Raw genomic sequence first — 25,491 nt, 5'->3', positions numbered from 1 at the left:
CATGTTATGGCGTACAAATGTCAAGATAATACCAGTTCTGTGACTGACGCCAACTAGTTTGCGCCCGTCGCTTGCGCAAATCTGGACGCGTCGATGGCACGGGAGTTGCCACCAAGGGAGGACATCATGACACTCAATGCTCTCCGCGCAGGCTGCGCGGTTGTTGCCCTATTTGCCGCGTCCAGCGCGTTTGCCGCCGCACAATGCACGAGCGACGTGCGTGTTCTGGCACAGCCGCGCGACGGACTGACCCTTCTCGAAAAATATGTCGATGAGTTCGAAGAACTATCTGGCGCAGGCTTCGAGATCAGCTATCTCAACGAGAATGATCGCCGCGCAAAGTCGCAGGCCGACGCCTCGACAGTCGGTAGCTTCAACGTCTATTACGTTGACGAAGCCAATCTGGCGCTTTTTGCCTCGTCAAAGTGGATCGTTCCGCTCGAAGGCTTTTACCCGGCAGAATACGACTACAAGGACTTCGACGCCGGCATGCGCGCCGCTGCGACCTACGACGGCAAGGAGTGGTTTGCACCGGTACAGGGCGGCGGCGACCTGATGGTCTATCGCACCGACCTTCTGGAAAAGGCGGGCATTGCCCCGCCAAAGACATGGGACGAATATTTTGCCGCCGTGAAGAAGCTGCATGACCCGGCCAATGGCGTCTACGGCACTGCGCTGCGCGGTCAGCGCGGTTCAGGCGCCAATGTCTGGCGCTGGATGCCCTTCTTCAAGGCAAATGGCGGCGAGTGGTTCAAGGATGGCAAGCCTGCCTTCAATTCCGATGCGGCCGTAAAGGCGACCGAGACCTATCTCGAGCTCTTCAAATATTCCGCACCGGGCACGCAGACCGGCTCCTGGGACGAGTCCACCGGCGCTTTCCGCTCCGGCAAGGTGGCGATCATCATCGAATCCGCACCTCTTGGCGGCATGTCCGTCGATAAGGCCCAGAGCCAGGTTGCGGACAAGGTGGCATTCTCGGTTCCGCCGTCGCCGCTGCCCGGCGCCGGTTACGCCCATGGTTTTGCGATTGCTTCCAAGGCCAACAAGACTGACGAGGAGAAGGCCTGCGCCGGTCTCTTCGTTGCCTGGGCGACATCCAAGGAACAGGAAGCACGCCGCCTCGCCGCCGGCCAGCCGGGCGAACTGACGCGCACCAGCACCTACCAGAGCCCGGAATATGCCAAGACCTTCGGCCAGAACCTTGCCGACGCCATGGCTGCGACCGGTGAAAAGACCACCGTGACCTTCTGGCAGGATGCGCGCTGGCAGGAACTGGGCAACCAGTGGGGCATCATGCTCGAAGAGCTGATCACCGGCAGCCGCACCGATATCAAGGCGACGCTCAACGAACTCGAAGCTTTCGCCGCCAAACTCTGACGCCTCCCAAGCCGTCTGAAGGGCGCGTCCAGTGACGCGCCCCCTTTCCCCACCCGAGGATCTGCCATGCGCCGCGGCCGCTCGCTGCCTTACGTCTTTCTTGGACCCACTCTCAGCATCCTGATCGTTCTGGCGCTCGTGCCGACGGTCTACGCCATCAACATCTCCCTGCAAAACCGCACGCTGTCTGCGCCCGACGCGGACTACGTCTGGTTTGCCAATTATGCCGCGCTGTTTTCAGATGCACGTTTTCTGAACGCGCTTTGGGTGTCCTTCAAGTGGGAGGTCATCAGCGTCTCAATGACCATGGTGACCGGGCTTGCTCTCGGGATTGCGATGTTCGAGGCCGCAAGCCCTCGCGTACGAAACGTTCTCTGCGTGCTTTTCATCATTCCCGTTCTTTTGCCACGGGTTTGCGCCGCTTTCGTCTGGAAATTCGCCTTTCATCCGCTCTACGGCGCCTTGACCTGGCCGGTCAGGGAACTCACCGGCATTACGCCCGATATTCTGTCGACACCCCTCGGCGCCCTTCTTGCCGTTGCCTTCGTTGATGTCTGGCAGTGGGGTTTGTTCTTTGCAGTCATCATCCTGAAGCTTCTGGAATCCCTGCCGCCGCAGCCGCTGGAAGCCGCACGTATCGATCGCGCGAGCCGCTTCGAAATCCATCGTTTTGTAACGCTTCCGATGCTGAAAGCGCCCTTGATCAGCCTGCTCCTCGTCAAGGCTATCGAGAGCCTGCGTTCCTTCGATCTCGTTTACGTCATGACGCGCGGTGGTCCCGGCATCTCTACCGAGACGCTGGACATGTACGCCTATTCGCAGGGCTTCATCGAAGCCGGCAAGATTTCGTACGCCTCCTCCATGGCTGTCATCATGATGGTCCTGACCATTGTCACCTTTACCTTTACGTGGAAGAGGCTGAACCGATGAAAGTCTCCACTTTCTTCCTCAGGGTGTTGCTGGTTCTGGCCGCCGCACTTGTCGTGCTGCCGCTGCTTTGGACCCTGCTCAACGCTTTCAAGACCAATGCCGACCTGCTGGTATCGACGCCTAAACTCGTCTTCCAGCCTGTCCTCGACAATATGAGCTATGTGCTCAATCGCCGTTCGGTCGCGCGCGCGCTCACCAACTCGTTGATCATCTGCTCGAGTGCGGTCGTCCTCGGCGCAGTACTCGGTGTGCCCGCCGCCTATGTGATTGCCCGATTCAAGAACAGGATCACGGCGGAAGCGCAGTTTTTTGTCCTGTCGCTCCGTTTCCTGCCGCCCGTCGCAATCGCCATTCCCATGCTGGTCATCTGGCTTGGTCTTGATCTCTACGACACGAGACTGTCGCTGATCGTGACCTATCTCATCGTCACTGCTTCAATAACCATATGGCTTTCCGTGCCGGCTTTTGAGCGCGTCAGCCTACACGTTGAAGAGGCTGCCCGGGTGGATGGACTTGGTCCCTATGCGACGTTCTTCCGCATCGCCCTGCCAATTGCCCGTTTCCAGGTCTTTGGCGCGGTCGCCTTCTCATTCGTTCTTGTATGGAACGAGTTCCTGCTTGCCATGATGCTCACGACCTCGAAGGCGAAAACCCTGCCGATCATCGCGTCCGAAATGTCGCAGCTCGGCATGAACGTGCCGTGGGGCATCCTCAACGCCGCCGTCGTCCTCTTGTCGCTGCCGCCACTGATCCTGCTCGGCGTGCTTGCAGGTGGCCTCAATGCCGCATTTTCCAAGATAACTGATCAAGGTTGACTGACCCATGAAAGCACTTGTCCTCGAACGTGTCGGCGAACTTTCCCTGCGCGACATCGAAATTTCTCAGCAATTGGGGCCGGATGACGTTCGCATTCGTCTGCATACCGTCGGTGTCTGCGGCAGCGACGTGCATTATTATACGCACGGGCGCATCGGTGACTTCGTCGTCAATGAGCCAATGGTGCTCGGCCACGAGGCCGCGGGGACTGTCATCGAGACCGGAGCGAACGTAACGCATTTGAAGCCCGGCGACCGCGTCTGCATGGAGCCCGGCATTCCCGATCCGAAATCTCGCGCGTCGCGGCTCGGCCTCTACAATGTTGATCCCGCTGTCACCTTCTGGGCGACGCCACCGGTGCACGGTGTGCTTTGCCCCGAAACGGTTCATCCGGCGAGTTTCACCTACAAGCTGCCGGACAATGTCTCCTTTGCCGAAGGGGCGATGGTCGAACCATTTGCCGTGGGCATGCAGGCGGCCGCCCGGGCCAACATCACGCCTGGCGATACCGCGGTCGTTACCGGCTGCGGGACGATCGGCATCATGGTGGCGCTCGCCGCTCTGGCCGGTGGCTGCTCTCGGGTGTTCATTTCGGACATTTCCGCGACCAAGCTCAAACTTGCCGAAAGCTATGGTGGCATAACCGGTGTCAACCTGAAGGAGGTTGATCTCGTTCAGACGGTCAATGAGGAAACCGAAGGTTGGGGAGCGGACATAGTCTTCGAATGCTCGGGCGCGCCGGCTGCGGTCCGGGATCTCTTCAAGGTCGTCCGCCCAGGCGGAACGGTTGTTATCGTCGGCCTGCCGCCGGAACCCGTCGCCGTGGACCTTGCAGCAGCCTGCTTCCGCGAATGCCGTATCGAGACGGTTTTCCGCTACGCCAACGTATTCGATCGCGCTTTGGCGCTGATTGCCGCCGGCAAGGTTGACCTGAAACCATTGGTCTCCGGCACCTATGCCTTCGATCAATCGATTGCCGCTTTCGAGAGGGCGGCCGAAGGCCGGCCGGAAGATGTGAAGCTGCAGATCGTGATGAATGGGGAGACGCATTGATGGCCACCGTCGAATGCCGGGGAATCCGGAAAGTCTATGGTTCGCTGGAGGTCATGCGGGATTTTGACCTCAAGATCGATAACCACGAATTCGTCGTCTTTCTCGGACCGTCAGGCTGCGGGAAATCCACCATGCTGCGAATGATTGCCGGGCTTGAGGAAATTTCCGGCGGAGATCTTCTCATCGGCGGCGAGCGGATGAACGACCGCGACCCCGGCGACCGGGGCATCGCCATGGTGTTTCAGAATTATGCGCTGTACCCTCATATGAGCGTACGGGACAACATCACCTTCGGGCTCGAGAGGGCCGGTATTGGAAAGTCTGCAATCGATCAGCGTCTTGCACCCGTGGTCGATGCGCTGGGACTTGGCGTCTACCTTGCGCGCAAGCCCACGGAACTGTCGGGCGGACAGCAACAGCGTGTGGCGATTGCCCGCGCCATGATCAAGACGCCGGAAGTTTTTCTCTTCGACGAGCCGCTTTCGAACCTCGACGCCAAGCTCCGGGGCAGTCTGCGTGTTGAGATCGCACGGCTCCACAGGGACCTGAAAACGACGAGCATCTACGTCACTCATGACCAGCTCGAAGCCATGACGCTTGCCGATCGTATCGTCCTCATGAAAGACGGACGGATCGAGCAGATGGGCACGCCTGAAGAGATTTACCAGACACCCCGAACCATCTTTGCCGCAGGCTTCATCGGCACTCCGAACATGAATTTCCTGCAATTGCAGATGACGCCGGAGGGCGTCGGCGACGATCTCGTGAAGTTTGCAGCCCCTGCTGGTCTACGCTCCGGTGAGGTCACCGTCGGGATCAGGCCGGGATCATTCCGCTTGAACCACGATGCCAAGGCGTTTCGTGGAACCGTTGAGCGCAATGAGTTCCACGGCGAGACACGCCTTATCTGCCTCAAGAATGATCGCCACGAGATCAACATTTCCGTGCCCGCCGAGATACGACCAGCAATTGGCGAAATAATCGGAGTCGAAGTCGCCTCTTCTGATATTCACGTCTTTGATCCCGGATCGGGCCTGAGACTGAATTAACCGTGGTGAGACTGGCCCAGGATGGCGGCGTGCCGCGCAATGGACCGCCTGTGTAAAATATTGATCACTGAAAAATCAATCGGCTTCGCCCCACCTTGGGATTTGCGGGTCGATCTGCTCCTGTTCCATGACTTTTGAACCCGGTTCCGAGAAATAGCTCACAAGATCGGATATCAATGAAGTAGATGTTTCACTCGGCCGTAACCTGGAAACCCCGCAGGCGACGTCTCCGAACTCTTCCGCGAGTTCACGCGACATAAGGTGTGGATGCAAACGGCGGCCCAGCGCCCGCTCAATTGTTCGGAAAATCCAGGTACCGTCCGGATCTATGTCCGACCAATGAAAAAACGGAACACTCTCCGGCAGAGCGGATGCCAGTTCGGCAAGCGCCTTTTGTGTCGCGAGCGACGGGTATCCGCCCACGTAGAGCACCAATCCTGACCTATCTGGATCTGCCTCCAGAACATGCCTGTTAAAGCTCGCAAAATTCTCGATCGTAAGAACGTAGGCCGGTGATTTATCGAAACTTATTCGCATCATCGCGGTTGGTGGGATGCCAAGATAGGGAAGAGACGGCTGAACGGGATGCAGATCTAACAAAAACTCGCCAGACAGGAGCAGTGGCGGGCCAAAACGTTCGAGACCAAGAGCCGCAAAGGCGGCACGCGCGCCACTTGAGAGCGGCACATCGACAACCTCCGCGATCAAGCGCAGGACGGCCGCCTCAAGCTTCTCAAGTGCTTTGCTGTTTGCCACAGTTCGCCGCGAAAACGTACGGTAATCCAGCCCGTGATGAGATCCGTCCACGATGGCCTGTGCCAGGATTATGGCTGTCCGCATGGAAGCAGCATCGTCGATACCGAGATGAGCCCATGTCCGGTTTCTCGACCATGCCTCGATGGCAGATAGCGCCGTGTCACGGAGCTTCGGATGAATATCCAGATCCTTGAGCATGGTCTCGCCCACACCAACCGCGGCCTGACGCGCTGGCGTCCGGCCAAGATATTTATACAACAGCCCTGCGTCGACTAGCCTGACATGCCTCAACTCTGCATGTCTTCGCCCTTTGCCGTAGACGATCTCAACGCTACCGATGCGCTTAGCCTCGGCGATCGACTTCACGAAAGCATCGTTTGCCGTGACATCGGCAAATCCATTATAGTCAGGGTAACCAATCGGATGAGCCGTACCGGTTTCAAAACGATCGAGCAAATCATGGAGCAGGTTTTCCGCATTGTGGAATTTGCGAGCCATTGATCTATTCCGCCGCCATTCGCCGAGCGGCCTCCTCGTCGCTCCACGTCTCTGGATTCATGGCGAGAAGTTCGTCACGGGCAAGTTGCCCAATGTAGACGACATCCGCTGACGATTGGTCGTCGATCCGGTCGATTTCAACCAAAGTGTGCATATAACCGCTGATGGCGACCTTTTTCTCCAAAGGAGCGGCAATCGCCACTTGCAAGCCGAGTTCGTCATAAAACGACATCATGGCGCGCTGGTTCTTGCCATCCATTTTCGAGAACGCCTCATCGAACAAAGCCGGAGACATGCCTTTTACACCGACATGAGATTTAGAGCTTCCGTATATAGAGGCCAACGAAGCGCCGATGGCGACATACAGAGGGACTTGTTGCTCGGCGCCCGAACCCGTGTTGCGCCGGGTCTCCCAGCGGGTTTTGGCTTTGGTCCGAATATCCTCCATGTGGATTTCGAACGTATAAAAATTCCTGTAATCTTCAAAGGCCGACACGTCCTTGTCCGGGTCCTCCAGCAATTGCTGAACCGCATTGATGGTGTCCTTGTAGGGAAAGTCGTCGGGGACATTGGGCTTGAACAGGGCATCGAGGGCGTCGTCAGACATCCTGCTGATCTCAATGATTTTCAGGATTGGTTGAAATTCGGCCTCCGCCGACCGATGAAAAGAATAGGTTTCATGATGAAACGGATGCCCTTTTAGGCTACGATTGAGGGATTCGATATCTCGCTCCATCTTCGAGACCCGGGTATTGAGCGCGTTGACAAACTCCCCGCGAAACAGGATGGAGGCACGTTCCGATGCTTCGCGAGCCTTGTCTTCATAGCGCCGCAACTCATTGCTTTCGATATCTTCGATCAGAACATCCATCCAGGGTTTGATATCGGTTAATAACGGACTCTCCGGGCCGACTTTCGAACTCACGCCAAATTTAGGGTTGTTGAAATAGACGTGCAGCGCGCTGCGGGTTTGGAGTTCGGCGACACGATTGCGCTCCGCCGCCCGTTTGGTCGCGTCTTCAGCCTGCTGACCCAATTTACGATGTGCCGCTGCCTCGTCGCGCTCCATTTGACCGACGCGGAAAGAACCTTCAGATCGAGATTTTCTCAGCGGCGCCAATTTTTCCCGATAGGCAGTACGACCTTCCAAATAGCTGTATAGCTTGCGTTGCGCACGATATTGGGATCGTGCGACTTTCAGGCTCGTATTAGATCCTTCTGTTCCAGTCGCACTTGTCAACGCACGCTCACTGCTCTGTGCATCAACGAGATATTTGCTGATGCGCGCATCAATAGCCCTTAGTTCAGCCTCCTTGCGTTCCAGAAACCCTTTCTGTGCGAGAAGCCGGTTCTGCAACCCGTCGTCGCCTGCAGCGTCAATGGCATCGATACGCATTTGTGCGTCTTTGGTCCTTGCCAAGTAGTCGTCGCACCTGTCCAGCATATCCGCCAGCCAGTCAGTCTCGTGACGCGAGAAGGGTTCAAGCGCGGCAAGCGCACGGGCTATAAGCCTGTCTTCTTGCTGTAATGCCGAGAGGCTTTCGCCCTTCTGTATAAAATCATCCTGCAAATTACGCAGATGATCCGCCTGTGCCGCTTTCCCAATTTTATGGTCGCGAACATTGATAGATCTATGGCTGCGGACAAGCCCATCGTCATAAAGGCCATCCTGCATCAATGCCCGACCGGGCTGGTTGAATTCACCCAGTGTGAGGGCAAGGCGGACATTGCCATATCGACGCTGAAGAAACGCACGAGCGTCGGCATCATCCGTCCTGAACAGGGCCGCAAACGTTCCCGCTTGCGGACTATCGCGAAACTCTGCAAGCTTGTTCAGGCTGACCAGAGATGCACCTCGGAATTCTCGCCGCCCCTCACGAAACAGCGCGGTGGCATCCTGAATCCTGTCGCGCTCCACGAAGACAGCCTCGCGGTCGCGACCTAGCAACGCTTCAGCGGCTGCGATCCAGCTGGGGTCCTTGACTTCGAGCAGATCGCACAGAGGGCGGGCATCCATGCCACGGCTTTCGAGCCGGCGTATAAGCAACTTCGTTTCCGCAGAGAGATACGTAGCAGACCCTGGCTGACCCGACTGCTCCAGCGCCTTCCGAAGATCGGTTATATCCTTCTCCAACTGGACAATTTGCGCAGCAAGGTCACGACGGCGTTTCTCGACCTTCGCAACGACGCTGGAGGCGTTTGCCCTCAGCGCCTGCTCGACATGTCGCAAATCGCTCCGATCTGCCTCGCGCCGCGCGACCGATGTCCAATAGGCGCCGATGATGCCCCCATCATCAAACTCGGGCATCAGCTCCGCAAGATCACCGGCGGACTTACGTCGTCTCTCAACGTCTTTTACCAGCCGGTCGCTCTCAGCTGCGCTGGTCTTCAGCGCTTCCTGCCAATAATCGCGTCCCGATTTGGCCGCGTAGGCAGCAATTGATTTAATCAACCGCTCGATTTCGCTCTTTGCTTCAGCAATTCCCTCAAGGGCAATACTCCGATCCTCTTGTTCCGCTTCGATAAAGCGCTTGGCTTCGGCAATTTGCACCTTGATTGCCCGATTTTCAGCACGGGATGCGAGCCAGCGCCCCCGGCGATCGAGCCATTCCGCCAACGCCTTTTGATGCAGACTTTCTTCGAAAGCGGCAATCTGAACCCTGATCTCCTTGAGAGCTTCCAGCTTCTCGCGCAGGGTGACAATGGTCGCGCTGACACCGCGATAGGTTTCAATGGAACTACGCAACTCGCCGATCTTGATCGGATTGTCTTCGAGAATGAAACGACGGACGAATTCCGTCGCGGAATATCCCTGATTGAGCGTCATCGCATTGACGATTGCCTTCAGCAACGCAGAAGCGTTTTGCTCAGCATGGGGAAGACTGGGAACAAGCCGCCGCATGTATTCACGAACGAAGTCGATGGCCCTATCGCGATGATTGATGAAATTATCCGCCCCAACAGACGCAATTATCCGCGTTTTGACGTCGTCCCATTGAGCTTCATAGATACCATCGGCCCGAGCTTCTGTGAAATCCGCGGTCGTCATCAACTTACCCGTGCAGACAAACCGTCCGAGTATCGTCTCCGATGTGTCCGTTCTGCGTGCTTCAATCGCCAGACCGATGGTCACTGGGGGTCGCTTATTCTCCGTGTCCTCGAAACCGAGCGCAATATAGGTTAAGCTTTCCGCGCGTTGGACATCTCCATCGCCCAAAGTTCCAAGGCAATAGCTAAGGACAGAGCGTTTCGACGACGAGCGCCCCTTCCCGCTATCCCCTGCCACGGCATTCAATCGGAGATACTGTCGACTTGCACCCGACATTACGACCTGCACCATATCGAGGATCGTGGATTTTCCCGATCGGTTTTCGCCGAGAATACCGAAATTCCCACGAACTTCGATGTCCTCCACCGCAAACAGATGCCAGTTGACCAATGTCAGCCGCCGCAATTCCATCATGTCGCACTGTCCTCAATAGGGGAACCATTCATGTCGCTTCGAGGATGGCTTCTGACAATGCGACCGCACGAGCATTACCTCCCTTTTGATCCCGGACCATCTCGCCTAGTTCCACCATGGGAAACCGCTTTAGTGTTGGTACGAGTTCGTCGGGATCAAAACCCTCGGGGGATTGGCGTAGATGCGCACGAGCGCCCCGAAGACCGAAGCACCATATGTAAGTGGTTCCCCGTTATATGCTTCAGCCATGCAGGTCAGAGCAGCCGAAACAACTGCGTCACCATGTCTGCGAAGCGCGGTGGCAATCGATGACGTAAAAGTGACATCTCCCGGCTTCCATGCAGTTGACGAAGTGCTTCGGGCGATAGCCAATCCTGTCTCAGACACTAGACGTCGAATATCCAGAGCATCCTCATCGCCGGCAGCAAGGGCCGCGTGGAAGTCATCCATACGGTTCATCGCCTTACGCGCCCTGTTCGCAACAATGAACATGCGCGCCTCATCTTCTGGACTGCCGTAGGTGAAAAGGCAGCAAGGCAACTGTAGTAAATCGCCCCGGCGCACGGCTGCAGCCCAACGATGCTGTCCGTCGATGATTACCCTTGAACCGTCAGGCCGCCGCGATACGACCAGAGGTGCACAAAGCCGCCAATCGAAGTTTGCGGCGATACTAGCGATAAGACGGCGCGATCCGTCGTTGTCGATAGATCGCTGATAAGAGCTGTCAACCGTCAGTTCCGCAACATGCACCCACTCAATACTTGGCATGGTGCCACGCGGCACGCCAAAGGCTATCTTCCGTTCGCTTCCGCGCTTTTCCCCGGAACGGGTTTTACTTTTCGTGCCAAACTGGGCAGATTTCCCTGGGCCGATCGCCGTGATTTCCGGAGCGATTTTGGCAGTGAAGCCGGCCAGAAGTTCAGGAACTTCCTCCGGTTCGCGGCACCACAACTTGCCACCATGTTCGATGACAACATGGCCAGCGTGGACGCGGGTTGTGCCGAGAGGTGTCGGGATCAGGAACGATCCGTTGGGTGACTTGTCTTGCGTTACTCGATCGCAAACCCAGGGCGGCATCGCGGAACCATCGTTAAGCCATGTACGAATGCTCTCCGCCAGCGGTATTGATTGCTGTTGCGTCATGATCGTTCTCCTGAAATGTCGCGGCCCTATGCGCACGACGCCGCAGGTTATGGGCGGTATGTTTCACTAACGAGAACGAACGAGCAGTTGGGAAAATTGAAATAGATGCCGGAACAATTGAGTTGCGCGGCAAAGGTTGGCGAGCAGCTATTATAATTTCATGGTTTTATTCAATGGCTGCCGCACTGGCGGGAAGCCGAAAGTGCTGCGAGCCGTTCCGGGAATGACGTTGATCGTTCCGACTATTCCCTCGAACTGCAGGTCATCAACTGGTTCGCCAGAATGCCACGCCGTTGGGCAACGATACTGGCCGTGACGTCAGACTCATAGATCTCCTGCACTATCGCGAGCTCCTCCGCTATCGACCGGCGACTGCAGCGTTCCGAGCCGGAAAGCACTTCTATCTTCGATATGTGACTGGTTATAATGGGCACATTACTCCTAACACTTAACAAGTGGGAGATCGTGTCCGGGGATTTGGGGGCTGCTACAGGCATGACGAGCGCGACAAGCTGCGGGAGCTTTTAGGACGTCCGCCGCCCTTCCGCTTTCGCTATGCCATGGCGCGGGCCTATGCCCCTCGATCATGCTCCGCCAACCCATCTCAGCGGTTCCCCGGCAAACCATGGGCGGTAGCGAGAAGCCTGATTTCCCGATCACGACACCGGCGGCGATCGACGGAATGGCTATCAGGCCAATATCCGTCATAGGGCGCGCAGCCCACCGTTTTGCACCTGTTGATTTGGATTTAGTGTTTTATGCCGAGGATTAGCCTGTTTGATCGTAGCTGTTTAGCGCGCTGGCTCGTAGCTTTGGGCTATTCTGGGACACTGTATCGTAATTTTGGTTGCGGGGGCCTGAATGCATGGAGACTTGTAAATTTACCAGCCTTGAATCGGCACGAACCTTCGACAACCCATATACGAACAACAACTTACTGAAAATTCCGGCTCTTCACTTTCAGCGTATCGATATGAAGGTCCGGTGTGAACATGTCGCGCGGGACAACGGGCTTCGGCCGATCGCGTGAATCCGGCCCGCCGCCCCCGTGGGCAAATTCGTCGCCTCTCCCCGTCGGCAGCCTGAACTCCGTGTCCCGATCAGCTAGCCCAACGAGATCGCCTGATAGGTCAAAGAGTTGCTGCGCGACGAGATGGACGACCTCCCCTTCCCGCTGAATGCGCCCATTGATCGCCATCATCGAGGATCCCAGCACGATGCGTCGGCGCTTCTCGAACAGGGTTGGCCAGACGACGACGTTGGCAGGACCCGTCTCGTCCTCGATGGTGATGAACATGACACCTTTGGCGGATCCCGGCTTCTGCCGCACCAACACGAGTCCAGCGGTGTAAACCCATCGGCCATCCCGGGCATTCATCGCCCCGGCACAGGTGATGATATTGCGCGCCGACAGGTCCTTGCGCAGAAAGGCGACCGGATGCTGGCGCAAAGTCAGCCCGATGTGGCTGTAGTCCTCGATGACGTTGTGGCCGTCCGTCATTTGCCGAAGCGCCACCTCTGGCTCCTGCTGCTCCGCAATTGCCGTCGCCTCGCGTTCGGCTGCGGCTGCGAACAACGGTAAGGGCTCGTCGCGCAGCGCCTTGATTGCCCAAAGCGCATCGCGTCGTTCGAGTTTCAGCGATGGCAGAAAGGCGTCGGCCTCTGCCAGTTGAACAAGCGCTTCGGTCGGCACGCTGGACCGGCGCCACATGTCATCGACTGAAGCGAACGGGTTGTTCATGCGCGCTGCAACGATCCGGGCGGCGTCCGCGACAGTCAGCCCTTTCACCTGCCGAAACCCGAGGCGCACAGCATGACGATCGCTGCCTCCAATCCTTTCCAGCGTGCAGTCCCATCGCGAGCGGTTGACGCAAACCGGCCTCACCTCGACGTCATGCTTGATCGCGTCACCTACAATCTGGGCCGGAGCATAAAATCCCATAGGCTGGCTGTTGAGAAGGGCTGCACAAAACACGTCGGGGTAATGGCACTTGATGTAGTTCGAAGCGTAGGCAATCAGCGCAAAAGAGGCCGCATGGCTTTCCGGAAAGCCGTATGAGCCAAAGCCTTCCAACTGCGAAAAGGTCTTTTCGGCAAACTCTGGCGAATAACCATTTTTCACCATCCCCGAAACCAGCTTGTCCTTGAAGCGCGAGACGCCGCCGGTGAACTTGAAGGTCGCCATGGATTTGCGCAGCTGGTCGGCCTCACCACCGGTAAAGCCGGCACAGACCATGGCGACGCGCATCGCTGACTCTTGAAACAGCGGCACGCCCAGCGTCTTGCCGAGCACCGCCTCCAACTCGGGTGTCGGATACTCGACGGGCTCCTTGCCTTCGCGACGACGGAGATAGGGATGCACCATGTCACCCTGGATTGGGCCGGGGCGCACGATCGCAACCTGCACGACGAGATCGTAGAAGGTGCGCGGTTTTAACCGCGGCAGCATCGCCATCTGCGCGCGGCTTTCGATCTGGAAAGTGCCGAGCGTGTCTGCCTTGCGGATCATCGCATAGGTGGCAGCATCCTCCTGCTCGATCTTCGACAGATCGAGATCCTCACCCTTGTGTTCGCGGATCAGATCGAAGGCCTTGGCCATGCAGGTCAACATGCCGAGTGCCAGCACATCAACCTTCATGAATTTCAGTGCCTCGACGTCGTCCTTGTCCCATTCGATGATCTGCCGGTCTTTCATCGTCGCCGGCTCGATCGGCACGAGATCGTCCAGCCGGTCATGGGTGAGAACGAAGCCACCCGGATGCTGACCGAGATGACGCGGGGCGCCCATCAGCTGCTGCGCGAGTTTCAGGGTGAGCGCTAAGCGCCGGTCGTCCGGGTTGAGATTGAGCTCCCTGATGTTTCTGTCGGGTACTTCTTCCGACCAGGACCACATGCCTGACGACAGCGCCTTGATGACATCTTCAGGCAGGCCAAGCGCCTTGCCGACATCGCGGATTGCGCCCTTGGCCCGGTACCTTGCGACCGTTGCGCAGAGTGCCGCCTTGTCCTTGGTATAGGTCTTGTAGATCCACTGGATGACCTCCTCGCGCCGTTCGTGCTCGAAGTCGACATCGATATCCGGCGGCTCGTCACGTTCCTGACTGACGAAGCGCTCAAAGAGGAGGTCATTGGTGGAGGGGTCGATCGAGGTGATGCCGAGAATATAGCAGACGGCGCTATTGGCCGCCGATCCCCGGCCTTGACAGAGAATGCCCTGGCTCCTGGCAAAGCGCACAATCGAAAACACCGTCAGGAAGTACGGCGCGTATTTCATGGCGCGGATGAGATCGAGCTCATGCCGAACGGTCTTTAAAACATCCGGCGGCAGGCCTTCCGGATACCGGTCGGGCGCACATTCCCAGACATAATGCTCGAGCGAGGCCTGGGCATCCTTGCCTGGCACGATCGCCTCCTCCGGATACTGGTATGTGAGCTCTTCGAGCGAGAACTTGCAGCGACGAACGATCTCCATCGTTCGCGCCAGGGCTTGCTGGTAGCGCGGAAACAGGCGTTCCATTTCCTCCGGTGGCTTGAGGTAGCGGTCCGCGTGTCGCTCACGCTCGAACCCGACATCGTCGATCGTGGTGTTGTGCCTGATACAGGTGACGATGTCCTGCAATTGCCGACGGCCCGGCTCATGAAACAGCACATCATTGGTGACGACGGTTCTGACCTTGAACCGCGCCGCCATGTTGGAAATCTCATGCAGGCGCAACTGGTCGTTCGGTCGCCGACGCAGACAGAGAGAGACGTAAGCGCGATCACCAAACAGCTCAGCCATTTTTCGAAGCTGGATCGCGCAAAGATCATCCGGCAGATCCGGCACCAGAACGCCGATCATGCCCTCGGAGTAAGCGACGATATCGTCCCAGTGCAGGATGCAGTTGTTCTTGCCGCCACGCGATTTGCCCAACGTGATGAGGCGCGTCAAACGTGAATAGGCGGATCGGTCCATCGGATAGACCAGCACAGACATGCCATCCGCGAGATCGAGCCGACAGCCGACGACCAGGCGCAGACCCGTGGCGCGGGATGCTTCCAGCGCGCGGACGATCCCTGCCAGCGAATTGCGGTCGACGACGCCGAGTGCTTCGATGCCGAGCTGTTTCGCCGTCTCGAACAATTCCTGTGCAGAGGAGGCGCCGCGCAGGAAGGAAAAGTGGGTCGTGACCTGAAGCTCGGCGTAGCTCATGCGAAGATCCCGTGGCAGAACCAGCGATGGGAACCGGTTTCGGGGTCGACGCCGTCGCCGGAGCGGAATACCCACAGGCGCTCGCCTGCCTCGTCCTCGATGACAAAGTAGTCGCGCACCGCCTCCATCTCGGCGTCGCGCTGCCACCACTCCCCGAAGATGCGTTCCGGGCCATCGGCGCGTTTGACCTTACGGCGCTTGCCGCGCCACACGATCGAGACGGGCGGCCGGTCAGGCATCAGAGCGATTGCCTCGATCAGTTCGGGGCATGATAAAAGCCGGACCGGACGGCGCCAGTGGCTCACCCAGCCAATTGCAATCGGTTCAGCAACCGGACTGATCCGCTGGACGGAGCGTTCCGGCACATCGGATGCAACCGGCGCGACGCGATAGACCCTCTGTCCACGGTTTCCATAAATGTCGATCAGAGGCGTCACATCGGTGATGTCATCCTCGACCAGAGCAGAGACTTTCTGCGCCTCTTCCAATGGCTCGGCCAGAACGGCAACAAGGATGAGCTTCTCGATCCCGAAACCCGGCTCGATCTTTTCGGTCCGGTCCCTGAACAGTTTCGTCAGCCAAGCGATGTCCCGGGCAGGCTTGGCGGTGCCTGCGCGAATGGCCTGCCTGGTACCGTCGACCTTCTCGACGATCAGGTCGGCACGGCGCACCCCAAGGCCGCGCTTGTGAAGCTCATCGACCAGCTGGACGACGAGGCGGCCGACATATTTGTTGATCGTTTCGGCAGCGCCAATCGGTTCAGCCAAGGCTTTCGAAACCTCGACCAGCTCAGGCGTGCGGATCGGCTCGATCGGCTCGGCGACACGACAGAGCATCTGATCGAGGCGGCGGCCGACCTCCGGTCCGAAGCGGAGCGTCAGCGGCGCTCGCGGGGTGTTGGCAAGCTCACCGATCGTCTGGAAACCAAGGATGCGGAGATCGCTGACAATCTTTGCCGGCAGGCGCAGGAGCGATATCGACAGTTTTTCCACCGCGCGGACTGTCTCGCCTGACGGAATGACAATCTTCTCGCGGTTGATGGCGCGGGCACAGGCATGGGCCGCACCCCAGCTGTCGGCGACCGCCACGCGGGCAGTCAGCTTCCTGCCCAGAAACTGGTTGGCGATCTTTGTCACCATTGGCAGCTCGCCGCCCTGCAGGTGGTCGGCGCCTTCGGTATCCATGACAATCCCATCGCTCCCGTCGACGGCAACGATTGGTGAATAGATTGTCAGTGCCCAGAGCGTGATGCGTTCGAGGGCTACCCGATCGGCTTCGATATCCGCGTCGACCATCATCAGACCGCGAAACAGCGACTGCGCCTTCGCCGCCGGCATGCCGACATGCACGCCTGCCGCTCTGGCAGCCGGGTCGGCAGCCGAAACCCATCGCTTCGAACCGCTTCTTGCAATCACGGCGATCGGCTGTTCAGGCGGAATGGAGGGATCTGCGCGCCGTATTCGATCCGTCGGCAGATCCGGAAGATAAATGGATACGACCCTTGTCATCACACGCTCTCACGAGAAACTCAGCACACTCACCCGCTTTCACGCGCATCAATTCCAGAAACCACTGAGGCCTGCCCACCCCCGGGACCGGCAGTGCCTCGGACGGCATGACGCTGACGCGCCATCTCGTCGTTGACGCCGTCGGCTGGCCAAAATCATTCGCCTCCGTCTGCCGCCGCCATCGCCGAACGCCGAGCGCCATGGTCCCGGTTCGCTCGGCGGCCAGCTGCAATCGGCGGGAACTCACCATCGGCAGGCGGACAAGTTCGCCAACAACGGCGCCGAGACCGCCGAAGGATAGGCCCTCCTCCATGTTGGCCAGCACATCCTCTTCCCTGTCGGACTCGACGAAGATGACGCGGTCGGGATGGAGACCGACCTGGGCAAGCGCCGGAAAGAACAGGTCGGGTCGCGTCAGACACCAGATGATGGGGCCTTTGGTTCGCGCGGCAATGCCGGCCACAAAAAGCGCGGCAGCCGCTCCGTCGACTGTACCGGATCCTCCGCCCGCAAACTCATGCAGGGCTCCATAAGCAAGACCCCCGCCAGGCAAGGCCGCATCGATCTCGGGCACACCGAAAGCGAGCGTTCCGGCCCGCTTCGCCGCGCCGCCCTCCATCGAGGCGATGCGGTCACGCAAGTCACAGATCACATCGGACAACCCCTTTGGGCGCGCAGCGGTCATCGTTCACGGCTCCCTTCAAGGTCGTGTTCAAAGGATCGACATCATGTCGTACAGGCTATTTGTTCATTGTTTGTTCCGACGCTACAAAAGAGTCAAGCACCAGAAAGTTGAGGAATATTATCCCAATATTAGCAAACCTGAAGATTCTAAGAAGATTCAACGACGTAGGAAGCAAAGATTTTTTTAAGAAAGTAGCCGGTGGAGTTCTTGTTTTGTGGCCGCCGACAAGGATAGCCACGAGCTACCTTGGATATCTAAACTGACCGAGCAATCTCTTTCGCAGACATGCAAGGAGCTACTCCCCCAAACACGCTCTAGCAGCGACAGCCTGGTCAGCCATTTCTCCCCGCTCCTACTTCTGCCCATCAGGAACAATCAGCCAAAACAACTGCACCAGGTCATCCCACAAGCGGCCCAGATCCTCGATCATTGCGGTGATTTCGATGTAAGCGAACACACCGGCAGTGACCACTGCGGCCAGCGCGCCAAAAAGCAGCCACAGCCAGATACCGCGTTTTCGCGGTGAACTAGACTTGCTTTCCTCAGCCACCGCTGTCCCCTGCCCCGGCTTTCCCCAATCTTCGTATCCTGCCAATTTTACAGCTTGAACGAGAACATCTTGCCTCGATCAGAATGCTCCACATTCGCGATCAAAAAAGTGCATGGCACAGCGGGTAAATACAACTCTGTCCAGCGAAAATTAACCGTAGATCTCCAGTCTGATATGGATTATGCTCTCCTTATTGCCACCAACCGAATTCATAGGCGGTGGCACCTCAGGGTTACTACGTGCTCCCGCCTATATCGTATGGAGGACGGCTACGTGCCCAAACCATCAAATTTCCCCGACTGTCCGCTTCGACGCCTCCTTTTCCGCTGGGCCGCGCGCTTTACCGCTGACGAGCGAGTGCAGAGCCGGCTTGTTGAAAAAACGATTGGCGAGATCATCCGGGATTTTCCAGCCGCCGATCACGACTCCAGGATCGATGTAGAGCTTCTCGCGACTTTGCGAGGCGTCGCTTTACAAGAATTCAGTGCTCGTCCTCGCCCACGCGTTGAGCGTCGTTCCGAGAACGACCAACTGTCGAGCGACGGTCAGTGAAGAGTGGTTGACGTTCCGGGTGGACCGAAAAGTGCATCGGCTATATCCCGAAGCTCCGCGCTATCGCCGCTCACAGAGTAACCGCGGTCGTTCGATTTGGCCCGGTTCGCGAAAACGAATGGCACATTGGCGTTCTCCAGTGCAATCGAAACATTCAGCAACGTCTGATCGTCGATCTCCACGTCGACGATTGCGGCGTCAACATCCCACTCGAGTAACGCATCGAGCAGGCATCGTGTCGATCGAACCGATCCCAGGACGGTGGCCCCTGCTGCCTGCAGCCGCTGACGGCACGCAAATGTCAGCATAAGGCGTTGTTCTACGATGATCAGCTTTTTCCCACGAAACGCTCGCAACATAGAGATATCCTCTGTTTGCGCAATGAACCGCCTGCGAGCGGAAGACGCGGTCGGTTCTCGTGTTATCCATGGCTTGCAGCTTGGCAATTAGCGACTGCTGTCATGGCATTCATGCCAAACCGCGCATAGCGATGAGGGTTCCCGCTGAGACGATACCTTTTCAGAGGGTCCGATGGAACCATGTTCTTTGAAGGCGGTTGAAAAATCTGCGAGACAAAACAGGTAGCTAAGACATGCAGCGGTATTACTTCCACGTTCGGGACGCTGACGGCCTCTCCGAAGACACTGAGGGAACCATGCTGGCAAGTGACGAGCGCGCGTACATCGAGGCCGCGCAGGCTGCAAGAGAAATGCTGGCGGAAAAAATCCTCAAGGATGAAATCGTGGATGGTGCAGAGTTTGAGGTTGTCAGAGGCGACGGCGTGCTCGTCGCAAAAATCCCCCTGAAATCTGTCGTCCGGTTTGAATGAACCTTCCTGCCTGGCGATGACGAGACAACGCCCACCTCGACCTGGTCGTCCGCTTGAACTGCCATCCGGCCTTGGTGGCCTCCTGCATGGAACCAAACCATAATCCGTTGCCTTTTCACCGTTGAGTTCGCGGGCTGTGTGCACCGGACGTAACAGGGTGACGAAGACGAACCCGTTTCTCATCCCGCACGACCAAAAGACGATTGCGCGTCCACATGTCCGGCCCGTGCCTCATCCCGTATTCCTTCGAAGCGGGAGGTGGATTTTACCGGGGATACCCATGGCCAACGACAAGCTTTCGACCTACAGGCAGAAACGCGATTTTCAGAAGACGCAGGAGCCAAGCGGAAAAACGAAGCTGAAAGCTTCAAACCGCAGGCGCTTTGTCATCCAGAAACATGACGCCACGCGGCTCCATTATGACCTGCGCCTCGAACTCGACGGCGTCTTCAAGTCCTGGGCTGTGACCAAGGGACCGTCTCTCTATCCCCAGGACAAGCGCCTGGCCGTGGAGGTGGAAGACCACCCGCTGGACTATGGTGACTTCGAAGGCACGATTCCCAAAGGCCAGTATGGCGGCGGCACGGTCATGCTCTGGGACCGCGGCTACTGGGAGCCGGAAGGCAACAGGACGCCCGAGCAGGCTCTCGCCAAGGGCGACTTCAAGTTTACCCTTGAAGGAGAGCGGCTGCATGGCAGCTTCGTGCTGGTGCGGATGCGCAACGACCGTGAGGGTGGCAAGCGGACGAACTGGCTGCTGATCAAGCATCGCGACGACTTCTCGGTCGAAGAAAACGGCGACGCCATCCTTGACGAAAAAAACACGTCGGTTGCCTCGGGCAGAACCATGGCCGCCATCGCCGCAGGTAAAGGAAAGAAACCAAAACCGTTCATGGTGCAGAGCGGCGATGTGCAGGCCGACGCTGTCTGGGACAGCAATCACGGACTGGCGGCAGACAAACGTGCGGCGGATACGAAGAAAAGGCGCCCGGCAGCGCGGACAGCAGCGAAGTCCGCGATGCCCGATTTCATACCTCCGCAGCTTTGCGAAACGCTCGACCGCCCACCCTCGGCCGATGGCTGGATCCACGAGATCAAATTCGACGGATACCGTATTCAGGCGCGCATTGAAAATGGCGAAGTCACGCTGAAGACGCGCAAGGGGCTGGACTGGACGGCCAAGTATCCGGCGATTGCGACATCGGCCGCAAGCTTGCCTGATGCCATCATCGACGGTGAGATCTGTGCACTCGATGAAAACGGTGCCCCAGACTTCGCCGCACTTCAGGCGGCGCTGTCAGAAGGTAAAACGGATGCGCTCGTCTATTTTGCTTTTGACCTGCTGTGCGAGGGGAGTGAGGATCTAAGGCAACTGCCGCTTACGGAACGCAAGAAAAGGCTCGAAGCGCTTCTGAGCGAGGCGGGGGAAGATCCGCGCCTGCGGTTCGTCGAACACTTTGAGACCGGCGGCGATGCAGTATTGAAATCGGCCTGCAAGCTCTCGCTGGAGGGCATTGTCTCGAAGCAGGCGGATGCCCCCTATCAGTCGGGGCGCACCGATACCTGGGCGAAATCCAAATGCCGCGCCGGACATGAGGTTGTCATTGGCGCTTACGCGAAAACCAACGGCAAGTTTCGTTCACTTCTTGTCGGCGTCTTCAGGGACGATCACTTCGTCTATGTCGGGCGGGTCGGGACCGGCTATGGTGCCAAAACGGTGGATACAATCCTGCCGAAGCTCCGGGAACTGGAAACCTCAAAGTCGCCCTTTACCGGAATAGGCGCTCCGAAAAAGGAACCCAACATCGTCTGGGTCAAGCCCGAACTGGTGGCCGAGATCCAGTTCGCCGGCTGGACCGCGGACGGACTTGTCCGTCAGGCAGCCTTCAAGGGTTTGCGCCAAGACAAGCCGGCGAAGGAGGTCGAGGCCGAAAAGCCGGCATCGCCGGGAAAGACCGATACTCCGACGCCGGCCGCGACAAAGCCATCGAGTCCCGCGCGCGGCAAGAACGCCAAGGCCGAGGTGATGGGCGTGATGATCTCCAGCCCTGACAAGCCGCTCTGGCCCGATGCAAATGACGGTGAGCCGGTCACCAAGGAGGATCTCGCGCACTTTCATGAGGCCGTTGGTCTATGGCTGATCGACCATATCAAGGGACGGCCATGCTCCATCATCCGGACGCCTGACGGCATCGGTGGTGAGCAGTTCTTCCAGAGACACGCGATGCCGGGAACGTCGAACCTGCTCGAGCTGGTCAAGGTGTTCGGCGACAAGAAACCCTATCTGCAGATTGATCGCGTTGAGGGCCTTGCCGCCATCGCCCAGATCGGCGGCGTCGAACTGCATCCCTGGAATTGCGAGCCCAACGAACCGGAGGTGCCCGGTCGTCTTGTCTTCGACCTTGATCCGGGTCCGGACGTACCCTTCTCCACCGTGGTCGAAGCCGCCCGGGAAATGCGCGACCGGCTGGAGGAACTTGGCCTCGTCAGCTTCTGCAAGACCACCGGCGGCAAGGGCCTTCACGTCGTCACCCCGCTTGCGGTACCGAAGGGAAAGAAGCTGAGCTGGCCGGAGGCGAAAGGCTTCGCACACGATGTCTGCCTGCAGATGGCACGTGACAACCCTGACCTTTACCTGATCAAGATGTCGAAGAACCAGCGCAACGGCCGGATCTTCCTCGACTACCTGCGCAATGACCGAATGGCGACTGCTGTTGCGCCGCTGTCACCGCGCGCCCGGCCAGGCGCGCCAGTATCGATGCCACTGACCTGGAAGCAGGTAAAAGCGGATCTCGATCCGAAACGCTTCACCATTCGCACCGTACCGGCGCTTTTGTCGAAGACAACCGCCTGGGAGGATTACTGCGACGGGCAGCGTTCGCTGGAGCAGGCCATCAAGCGGCTGACGAAGTCAATGAAACAGGCCGCCTGAGAGCGGCCTGGATCAAGACCCGTAGCGCCGGTCAAGGTCGCTCAGCGCAGCCTGAACCTCATCGATTGAGACAGGCTCCGGCGTTCCAGGCATATGGCGGTACGCCGGCCTTGAGTCGATCGTGTAGAGGTCCGAAGCCCAGGCGGCCAATATGGTCCGTTTTTCGTCGACCTTAAGCGTGGTTGCGTCCACCACATCGATCGGCCGCGCAATTTCCATACCCTTAAGCAGGATTGTCGTGCCCATCAGGGCGATATCGCTCGCGGCAAGCTGCGGATTCTCATGCATGTCGGCTTCCTCAGCGAACGTGCGGATCCTTGTCGTGCGATTGACGGGACGCGGAGATGACATCAACGTCCGGGGCCAGCAAATCGTGTTTGGCGGCAAAGGCTGCAAACAGGCCCCTGGCGGTGTCCGCTTCGATCTCACCGCGCAATGCCGCGCTGCAGGCCTTCAGCGCCATTGAATGCGCCGTATCGCGCATCGATGCCGGCCATTCCGCCAGATGCCGGTAAGCGTCGATGACGCTGCGAACCTCGGTCGGGAATCCAAGGCCGATAAGGATGGTTACGGGCTCTTTGAACATATCGGGTTTCATCGCGCTCTCCTTCCTACCCCCGATGTTAACGGGCGCCGCTGCAACGGCGCCCGTTTTTTAAAAATCGATCAGGCCGCCTTTTGCGCTTCGATCTGCGCCGGGGCAACCTTATGCTGAAGGGCCGGGCTGGTCTGGATATCGATCTTGCGCGGTTTCAAGGCCTCAGGAATCTCACGAACGAGATTGATCGACAGAAGACCGTTGCGGAGATCGGCGCCATTCACCCTGACATGGTCGGCAAGTTCGAAACGGTGTTCGAAGGGCCGGCCGGCTATACCGCGATGAAGGTATTCATCGGCGGAAGCGTCCTGCTTCTTGCCGGTAACGGTGAGAAGGTTGGACTGAAAGGTGATGTCGAGCTCGTCCTCGGCAAACCCTGCGACCGCGACCGAAATCCGGTAGCTGTCATCGCCGGTCTTGACGATGTCATAGGGCGGCCAGTCGCTGATCGAGCGGGCGCGCTGGGCATTTTCAAGAAGATTGAAGATCCGGTCGAAGCCGACGGTCGAGCGGAAAAGGGGTGCGTAGTCATAAGATGTTGCCATAGCCATATCCTCCTTGAAGCAACATGGGTACAGAAGCGCCGAAACGCGGCGCTTCCAGCAAGTCCAGCCCTGTCTCAGCAGCTGGCGGCAATCGATTTGGTTTTCGGGAATTTACGATTCAAGGGCGCCGTCAGAAAAAAATTGACGTCTAGGCGCCCGCCAGGACCAACTCAGTCGAGTTCATGGACCGCGGCATTGTCCTGTACCTCGCGCAGTCCTTTATAGGACGCATGACGCAGGTTGCCATCGTCGGTCCAGCCACGGAACTCGATTTCGGCGATGAGCGTCGGCTGCGCGAAGACGTAATTCCTGCCCTTGAGCGGAACGACCGGTGTCTTCGTCTTCAGCCTATCCAGGGTCTTCTTCAGATACGCCGCATCTTTCTCCTTGAACCCGGTTCCAACGGCGCCAACATAGACCCAGTCATGTCCACGTCTCGCCGCCAGCAGCAAACTGCCAATCCCGCCGCGCGCCACCGCCGACTGCTCGTAGCCGACAATCATGAAGCTCTCGCTTTGAACACACTTGATCTTCAGCCAGTCTCCGGTCCGGCCCGAGCGATAAGTGCTGTCACGATGTTTTGCGATGATGCCTTCCATGCCGAGGGAGCACGCGCTCGCCAATAATTCAGCGCCGTCCGCTTCCATTTCTTCGGACAGCTGGATTGCGCCGGTCGCGTCGTCCAGCAGGTCCCCCAGCAAGTGCCGGCGGACCGACAGCTCGGTACGCGTGAGATCGTGACCATCGAAATACATAAGGTCGAAGGCGAAGAGCACGGCTTCTGTCGACGCCCGTTTGCCGCCTCGCCCACCGAGCGAGCGTTGCAAAGCGCCGAAATCGGAGCGACCCTCGCCGTTCAGCACCACCGCTTCGCCATCAAGGATGGCTGTTGCAACTCCAAGGTCCCTGGCCGCTGCGGCGATAGCGGGAAACCGGTGCGTCCAGTCGTGGCCGCCCCGGGTAATGATCCGCACACCCTTCGGCTCGATATGGACCGCGAGCCGATAGCCGTCCCACTTCATTTCATAGACCCACTCGGGGCCGGGCGGCGGGGCCGTCTTCAGGAGCGCCAGACATGGCTCGACGCGATCTGGCATCGGGTCGAACGGCAGATTGGGCTGAGCCGGATCGCGCCTGCGGCGCGGCTGCGATTTTGCCGTCAAGCTGTCGTTCTGCAGGAGCGGCTTGGCGGGACGTTTCATTTGCCCGCCCGGTTCTCGGCCGCAACCGACTTCTTCAGCGCGTCCATGATATTGATGACATTGCTGGGTGCCGACTTCGCCGGTGTGGATGTCCTGGGTTTTGCAGACTTCTTCAACGCTTTCTTCTTGGCGGCAATGATGTCAAGTAACCGATCCTGAACCGGATCGATGACCATCTTGGGGTCCCAGTGCTGCGTTTGCTTTTTGATCAGTTGCTGCACGAGACGCATCATCTCGCTATCGGCCGTTTCATCTTCTTTGATCCCGCCAAAGTAAGTATCCTCGTCACGGACTTCATCCCCATAGCGTAGCGTCCAAAGAACGATACCTTTGCCGCGTGGCTCAAGCATGACGGCGCGCTCGCGGCGGGTAATCACCAGACGTGAAATCCCCACCATGTTCTGCGCTTCCATCGCATCCCTGATGACCGAGAATGCTTCCTGGCCGACGGCATCGTTGGGTGAAAGATAATAGGGCGTGTCGAGCCATATCCACTCGATGCTGTCACGGGGCGTAAACGTCGAGATGTCGATGGTCTTCGTGCTGTCGAGCGCAACGTTTTCCAGTTCTTCGTCTTCGAGGATGATGTATTCATTCTCGCCACGCTCATAGCCCTTGACCTCATCCTCCTCCCTCACCTCTTTTCCGGTAACACTATCGACGTAGTGACTGACGACCCGGTTTTCGGTATCGCGGTTGAGGGTGTGGAAGCGGACCTTCTCACTTTCGGACGTTGCCGGCATCATCTGCACGGGACAGGTGACGAGCGAAAGTTTCAGATAACCTTTCCAATAGGGACGGACAGCCATGATT

At 58.2% G+C, this 25,491-nt stretch carries 20 protein-coding genes; 7 read left to right on the top strand and 13 right to left on the bottom strand.

The genetic code is table 11. From position 1 onward, the window contains the following. Positions 1 to 126 precede the first annotated feature (126 nt). The 5 genes from ACZ47E_RS15975 to ACZ47E_RS15955 all read left to right on the top strand — a co-directional run bounded on the left by ACZ47E_RS15975 (position 127) and on the right by ACZ47E_RS15955 (position 5,225). Positions 127 to 1,377, top strand: coding sequence for an ABC transporter substrate-binding protein (locus tag ACZ47E_RS15975; RefSeq protein ID WP_004438056.1), 1,251 nt, complete (start codon positions 127 to 129; stop codon positions 1,375 to 1,377). A 66-nt stretch (positions 1,378 to 1,443) separates the two neighbouring features. Further along, on the top strand, positions 1,444 to 2,307 hold the full coding sequence (locus ACZ47E_RS15970; protein ID WP_004438055.1) for a carbohydrate ABC transporter permease: 864 nt from the start codon (positions 1,444 to 1,446) through the stop codon (positions 2,305 to 2,307). Next, positions 2,304 to 3,122, top strand: coding sequence for a carbohydrate ABC transporter permease (locus tag ACZ47E_RS15965; RefSeq protein WP_278067758.1), 819 nt, complete (start codon positions 2,304 to 2,306; stop codon positions 3,120 to 3,122). The genes ACZ47E_RS15970 and ACZ47E_RS15965 overlap by 4 nt, the downstream gene beginning before the upstream one ends. A 7-nt stretch (positions 3,123 to 3,129) precedes the next feature. Beyond that, on the top strand, positions 3,130 to 4,176 hold the full coding sequence (locus ACZ47E_RS15960) for an NAD(P)-dependent alcohol dehydrogenase (RefSeq protein WP_112555449.1): 1,047 nt from the start codon (positions 3,130 to 3,132) through the stop codon (positions 4,174 to 4,176). Continuing rightward, positions 4,176 to 5,225 (top strand): ABC transporter ATP-binding protein, encoded by a 1,050-nt coding sequence (locus ACZ47E_RS15955; RefSeq protein WP_004438043.1) that lies wholly within the window; start codon positions 4,176 to 4,178, stop codon positions 5,223 to 5,225. The genes ACZ47E_RS15960 and ACZ47E_RS15955 overlap by 1 nt, the downstream gene beginning before the upstream one ends. Before the next feature lie 75 nt (positions 5,226 to 5,300). Here the strand turns inward: ACZ47E_RS15955 and ACZ47E_RS15950 are convergent, their stop codons facing one another. The 8 genes from ACZ47E_RS15950 to ACZ47E_RS15915 form a co-directional block, all read right to left on the bottom strand. After that, positions 5,301 to 6,479, bottom strand: a complete 1,179-nt coding sequence (locus ACZ47E_RS15950; protein WP_278067757.1) for a Wadjet anti-phage system protein JetD domain-containing protein — start codon at positions 6,477 to 6,479, stop codon at positions 5,301 to 5,303. Between the two features lie 4 nt (positions 6,480 to 6,483). Then, entirely contained in the window at positions 6,484 to 9,942 is a 3,459-nt protein-coding gene (locus tag ACZ47E_RS15945; RefSeq protein ID WP_464017012.1) for an SbcC/MukB-like Walker B domain-containing protein, read from the bottom strand. A 129-nt stretch (positions 9,943 to 10,071) separates the two neighbouring features. Continuing rightward, positions 10,072 to 11,085: a DUF6551 family protein gene (locus ACZ47E_RS15940; protein ID WP_278067755.1), complete on the bottom strand. Its 1,014-nt coding sequence runs from the start codon at positions 11,083 to 11,085 to the stop codon at positions 10,072 to 10,074. Positions 11,086 to 12,019: 934 nt separating this feature from the next. Further along, positions 12,020 to 15,277 carry an error-prone DNA polymerase gene (locus tag ACZ47E_RS15935; RefSeq protein WP_060942179.1) on the bottom strand — a complete coding sequence of 1,086 codons (3,258 nt, stop codon included), beginning with the start codon at positions 15,275 to 15,277 and terminating at the stop codon, positions 12,020 to 12,022. Beyond that, positions 15,274 to 16,785, bottom strand: coding sequence for a Y-family DNA polymerase (locus tag ACZ47E_RS15930; protein WP_060942180.1), 1,512 nt, complete (start codon positions 16,783 to 16,785; stop codon positions 15,274 to 15,276). Before ACZ47E_RS15930 ends, ACZ47E_RS15935 begins: the two co-directional genes overlap by 4 nt. Continuing rightward, the gene (locus ACZ47E_RS15925; RefSeq protein ID WP_060942181.1) at positions 16,706 to 17,470 is read right to left on the bottom strand and encodes an ImuA family protein; all 765 of its coding nucleotides are present in this window, start codon (positions 17,468 to 17,470) and stop codon (positions 16,706 to 16,708) included. Before ACZ47E_RS15925 ends, ACZ47E_RS15930 begins: the two co-directional genes overlap by 80 nt. Before the next feature lie 352 nt (positions 17,471 to 17,822). Continuing rightward, a complete protein-coding gene (locus ACZ47E_RS15920; RefSeq protein ID WP_113344006.1) occupies positions 17,823 to 18,020 on the bottom strand; it encodes a hypothetical protein in 198 nt (65 codons plus the stop codon). A 545-nt stretch (positions 18,021 to 18,565) separates the two neighbouring features. Then, on the bottom strand, positions 18,566 to 18,880 hold the full coding sequence (locus ACZ47E_RS15915; protein WP_113344011.1) for a response regulator: 315 nt from the start codon (positions 18,878 to 18,880) through the stop codon (positions 18,566 to 18,568). A 284-nt stretch (positions 18,881 to 19,164) separates the two neighbouring features. Between ACZ47E_RS15915 and ACZ47E_RS15910 the strand changes: the two genes are divergently transcribed. Both ACZ47E_RS15910 and ligD (ACZ47E_RS15905) read left to right on the top strand, forming a co-directional pair. After that, on the top strand, positions 19,165 to 19,401 hold the full coding sequence (locus tag ACZ47E_RS15910; RefSeq protein WP_035208414.1) for a DUF6894 family protein: 237 nt from the start codon (positions 19,165 to 19,167) through the stop codon (positions 19,399 to 19,401). A gap of 280 nt (positions 19,402 to 19,681) precedes the next feature. Further along, the gene (ligD, locus tag ACZ47E_RS15905; protein WP_035208412.1) at positions 19,682 to 22,333 is read left to right on the top strand and encodes a DNA ligase D; all 2,652 of its coding nucleotides are present in this window, start codon (positions 19,682 to 19,684) and stop codon (positions 22,331 to 22,333) included. Between the two features lie 12 nt (positions 22,334 to 22,345). On the opposite strand, the gene ACZ47E_RS15900 is transcribed toward ligD (ACZ47E_RS15905), so the two are convergent. The 5 genes from ACZ47E_RS15900 to ku form a co-directional block, all read right to left on the bottom strand. After that, positions 22,346 to 22,621 carry a hypothetical protein gene (locus tag ACZ47E_RS15900; RefSeq protein WP_035208411.1) on the bottom strand — a complete coding sequence of 92 codons (276 nt, stop codon included), beginning with the start codon at positions 22,619 to 22,621 and terminating at the stop codon, positions 22,346 to 22,348. A 10-nt stretch (positions 22,622 to 22,631) separates the two neighbouring features. Then, a complete protein-coding gene (locus ACZ47E_RS15895; RefSeq protein ID WP_035208410.1) occupies positions 22,632 to 22,931 on the bottom strand; it encodes a DUF982 domain-containing protein in 300 nt (99 codons plus the stop codon). Positions 22,932 to 22,999: 68 nt separating this feature from the next. After that, positions 23,000 to 23,476 carry an Hsp20 family protein gene (locus ACZ47E_RS15890; protein ID WP_003585428.1) on the bottom strand — a complete coding sequence of 159 codons (477 nt, stop codon included), beginning with the start codon at positions 23,474 to 23,476 and terminating at the stop codon, positions 23,000 to 23,002. A 170-nt stretch (positions 23,477 to 23,646) separates the two neighbouring features. Next, on the bottom strand, positions 23,647 to 24,678 hold the full coding sequence (ligD, locus tag ACZ47E_RS15885; RefSeq protein ID WP_035208409.1) for a non-homologous end-joining DNA ligase: 1,032 nt from the start codon (positions 24,676 to 24,678) through the stop codon (positions 23,647 to 23,649). Beyond that, positions 24,675 to 25,487, bottom strand: a complete 813-nt coding sequence (gene ku, locus ACZ47E_RS15880) for a non-homologous end joining protein Ku (RefSeq protein ID WP_035208408.1) — start codon at positions 25,485 to 25,487, stop codon at positions 24,675 to 24,677. Before ku ends, ligD (ACZ47E_RS15885) begins: the two co-directional genes overlap by 4 nt. Between the last annotated feature and the right edge of the window lie 4 nt (positions 25,488 to 25,491).

The organism is Agrobacterium sp. 5Ca39 (assembly GCF_055382365.1).
The sequence above is the reverse complement of the archived record's forward strand: the minus strand, read 5'-3'. Positions and strand labels throughout refer to the sequence as shown.

Excerpts from the sequence above, each read along its gene's own strand:
- ACZ47E_RS15910 (WP_035208414.1), top strand. The coding sequence starts at position 19,165 with ATGCAGCGGTATTACTTCCACGTTCGGGACGCTGACGGCCTCTCCGAA.
- ACZ47E_RS15955 (WP_004438043.1), top strand. The coding sequence starts at position 4,176 with ATGGCCACCGTCGAATGCCGGGGAATCCGGAAAGTCTATGGTTCGCTG.
- ligD (WP_035208409.1), bottom strand. The coding sequence starts at position 24,678 with ATGAAACGTCCCGCCAAGCCGCTCCTGCAGAACGACAGCTTGACGGCA.
- ACZ47E_RS15940 (WP_278067755.1), bottom strand. The coding sequence starts at position 11,085 with ATGACGCAACAGCAATCAATACCGCTGGCGGAGAGCATTCGTACATGG.
- ku (WP_035208408.1), bottom strand. The coding sequence starts at position 25,487 with ATGGCTGTCCGTCCCTATTGGAAAGGTTATCTGAAACTTTCGCTCGTC.
- ACZ47E_RS15925 (WP_060942181.1), bottom strand. The coding sequence starts at position 17,470 with ATGACCGCTGCGCGCCCAAAGGGGTTGTCCGATGTGATCTGTGACTTG.
- ACZ47E_RS15890 (WP_003585428.1), bottom strand. The coding sequence starts at position 23,476 with ATGGCAACATCTTATGACTACGCACCCCTTTTCCGCTCGACCGTCGGC.
- ACZ47E_RS15900 (WP_035208411.1), bottom strand. The coding sequence starts at position 22,621 with ATGCATGAGAATCCGCAGCTTGCCGCGAGCGATATCGCCCTGATGGGC.
- ACZ47E_RS15970 (WP_004438055.1), top strand. The coding sequence starts at position 1,444 with ATGCGCCGCGGCCGCTCGCTGCCTTACGTCTTTCTTGGACCCACTCTC.
- ACZ47E_RS15895 (WP_035208410.1), bottom strand. The coding sequence starts at position 22,931 with ATGAAACCCGATATGTTCAAAGAGCCCGTAACCATCCTTATCGGCCTT.
- ligD (WP_035208412.1), top strand. The coding sequence starts at position 19,682 with ATGGCCAACGACAAGCTTTCGACCTACAGGCAGAAACGCGATTTTCAG.
- ACZ47E_RS15915 (WP_113344011.1), bottom strand. The coding sequence starts at position 18,880 with ATGCTGACATTTGCGTGCCGTCAGCGGCTGCAGGCAGCAGGGGCCACC.
- ACZ47E_RS15960 (WP_112555449.1), top strand. The coding sequence starts at position 3,130 with ATGAAAGCACTTGTCCTCGAACGTGTCGGCGAACTTTCCCTGCGCGAC.
- ACZ47E_RS15950 (WP_278067757.1), bottom strand. The coding sequence starts at position 6,479 with ATGGCTCGCAAATTCCACAATGCGGAAAACCTGCTCCATGATTTGCTC.
- ACZ47E_RS15945 (WP_464017012.1), bottom strand. The coding sequence starts at position 9,942 with ATGATGGAATTGCGGCGGCTGACATTGGTCAACTGGCATCTGTTTGCG.
- ACZ47E_RS15935 (WP_060942179.1), bottom strand. The coding sequence starts at position 15,277 with ATGAGCTACGCCGAGCTTCAGGTCACGACCCACTTTTCCTTCCTGCGC.
- ACZ47E_RS15930 (WP_060942180.1), bottom strand. The coding sequence starts at position 16,785 with ATGACAAGGGTCGTATCCATTTATCTTCCGGATCTGCCGACGGATCGA.
- ACZ47E_RS15975 (WP_004438056.1), top strand. The coding sequence starts at position 127 with ATGACACTCAATGCTCTCCGCGCAGGCTGCGCGGTTGTTGCCCTATTT.
- ACZ47E_RS15965 (WP_278067758.1), top strand. The coding sequence starts at position 2,304 with ATGAAAGTCTCCACTTTCTTCCTCAGGGTGTTGCTGGTTCTGGCCGCC.